At 44.1% G+C, this 2,693-nt stretch carries 1 protein-coding gene and 1 pseudogene; one reads left to right on the top strand and one right to left on the bottom strand.

Annotated features, from left to right (window positions below):
* Positions 1-95, bottom strand: a pseudogene (locus tag AB4496_RS15935) (TIGR01212 family radical SAM protein); the annotation flags it as partial.
* A gap of 529 nt (positions 96-624) precedes the next feature.
* Between AB4496_RS15935 and AB4496_RS15930 the strand changes: the two are divergent.
* Positions 625-2,693, top strand: a 2,069-nt coding sequence (locus tag AB4496_RS15930; protein ID WP_372131342.1) for a glutamate synthase central domain-containing protein, incomplete at its 3' end; no start/stop codon positions are given.

Raw genomic sequence — 2,693 nt, 5'->3', positions numbered from 1 at the left:
CTAAACCCACCGTGAAGTGTCAGCTTGTGAACCTTCTCGCCATAACGACGTTGGAGATCTTGGCCGATAGTATTAACTAACTCGTGTAATTGCATATTTTCAAAGCACTCAAGTAAATAAGAATGAATATCAGTCTTTTTTGAAAAAAAATTACATCCCTGCAAAATTCGACCAATTAGTTTACGCAAGGATTTTTGCGAGCAACCTATCAAATATCAATAAACATGCAAAAAATAAGCTCTATTTGCCTAATGTTGCACATTTGTTAGGCATTAAATTCAAAACAAAACGAAAAAAATGGTCTACATCGGTTAACTTTCATTGCAATTCGCCTAGACAAAATTGTAGGATACTTACACATATTGGCTATTTCTGAGTGTTTACTTACATCGAAAACTTGCCAATAAGTCGGTGATGTCCATACCCCACCTATATAAACCACTAGTTTGTGGTCAAAAACAAACGGATATCACTAAGGATTGTTTTTCTCGCAATACTTTTCCTGCGAGATACGGAAAGGATTCAAACCGCCAGCATAGGCAGGTTTAGACCCATAAATATAAAAGGACAAGGCTAACTTTATACAAAGAAGTTGCGCCTAGATTTAACTGGAAGGATGTATCTATGGTAGATCAAGAGCAGAACTCACAGGGTCTGTATACTCCTGAATTGGAGCATGACGCTTGTGGTATCGGTTTTGTTGCTCATCTTAAGAATCGCAAATCTCATGATGTAGTAACTCAAGCACTCGATATGCTTGCACGTATGGAACACCGTGGCGGCCAAGGCTGTGATCCGTGTTCTGGTGATGGTGCAGGTATCCTGCTACAGAAGCCACACGAATTCTTACTAGAAGAAGCCGTAAAGCTTGGAATTAAACTGCCATCTTTTGAAAAATATGGTGTTGGTGTTGTACTTTTCCCTAAGGATGAATACAAACGTGCACAGTGTCGTGACATTCTAGAACGCAATGCACAGCGCCTTGAGTTAGAAGTTATCGGTTACCGTGAACTTCCAACTGACAATTCAATGATTGGTGCTGACCCACTAAGCACTGAACCTCAATTTGAACACGTATTTATTTCTGGCGGCCCTGGTATCACACCAGAAGAGCTTGAGCGTAAACTGTATGTTCTACGTAACTACACTGTTCGTGTATGCCTAGAAAGCGTGTCAAACATCGGTGACGACTTCTACATCAACTCTATGTCTTACAAGACATTGGTGTACAAAGGTCAGCTAACAACAGAACAAGTTCCTCAGTACTTCCTAGACCTGCAAAACCCAACCATGGTGACAGCTCTAGCACTGGTACACTCTCGCTTCTCTACCAATACATTCCCTCGTTGGCGTCTGGCTCAGCCTTTCCGTTACATCGCGCATAATGGCGAAATCAATACGGTTCGCGGCAATCTAAACTGGATGAAAGCACGTGAAGCAATCCTAGAGTCGGATCTGTTTACACAAGCTGAAATCGACATGCTGCTTCCTATCTGTCAGGAAGGCAGCTCGGATTCATCAAACTTCGATATGGCACTTGAGCTACTTGTTCTTTCAGGTCGTACTCTGCCACACGCATTAATGATGATGATCCCTGAAGCATGGCAAGAAAACAAAAACATGGATCCAACTCGTCGTGCGTTCTACCAGTACCACGCGAACGTAATGGAACCATGGGATGGCCCGGCATCAGTATGTTTCACCGATGGTGTTCAAGTCGGTGCAACGCTTGACCGTAATGGTCTGCGCCCTTCTCGCTACACAGTGACAAAAGACGACTTCCTAGTAATGGCGTCTGAATCTGGCGTAGTTGAAATCGCACCAGAAAACGTTGAATACCGTGGTCGTCTACAGCCTGGTCGTATCTTCGTTGCTGACCTTGAGCAAGGCCGCATCATTTCTGACGAAGAAGTGAAAGACGGTATTGCTAAAGCACAACCCTACGAAAAATGGGTTGAAGAGAACCTTCTGAGCTTGAAAAAGCTACCGGATGCGAACAACGAATTTAACCAACCTTCTCCAGAAAAATTGCTTCATAAACAACAATCGTTTGGTGTGAGCTCTGAAGAAGTAAACGAAATCATACTACCTCTTGCGAAAACAGGCTACGAGCCACTTTCTGCAATGGGCGCTGACTGGCCGCTAGCGATTCTTTCTCATCAATCGCAGCACCTTTCAAACTACTTCAAGCAATTATTTGCACAAGTAACAAACCCGCCAATCGATCCGATTCGTGAGCGTATGGTTATGTCTCTGAACACTTACCTAGGTAAGGATCAGAACCTACTTGCTGAAACGCCTGAACACTGTCAAAAAGTAGAACTTGAATCTCCAGTTCTGTCTAACTCTGAGTTAGAGAAGCTACGTGCAATCGATAACGAGCACCTTCAAGCGAAGACGCTGGATATCGTATTCCAAGCAAACGGAGACAACGGTAAGTTAGAGCGCGCACTTAAGCGTATCTGCCAATACGCAGAAGACGCTGTGATTGATGGCTACTCTATCATCCTACTGACAGACCGTGCGGTTAACTCTACCCACGCCGCTATTCCAGCAATGCTGGCAGTTGGCGCGGTTCACCACCATCTTATCCGTAAAGGTCTAAGAGCTAAGTGTGACATTGTTGTTGAAACGGGCGATGCTCGTGAGACACACCACTTTGCAACGCTTATCGGCTACGGTGCGAACGCAGT

The sequence above is a fragment of the Vibrio sp. 10N.222.46.A1 genome (assembly GCF_041473595.1).
In the GTDB taxonomy this organism is placed as follows: Bacteria; Pseudomonadota; Gammaproteobacteria; order Enterobacterales; family Vibrionaceae; genus Vibrio; species Vibrio tasmaniensis_A.
This window is presented reverse-complemented; position numbering and strand designations above follow the sequence as displayed.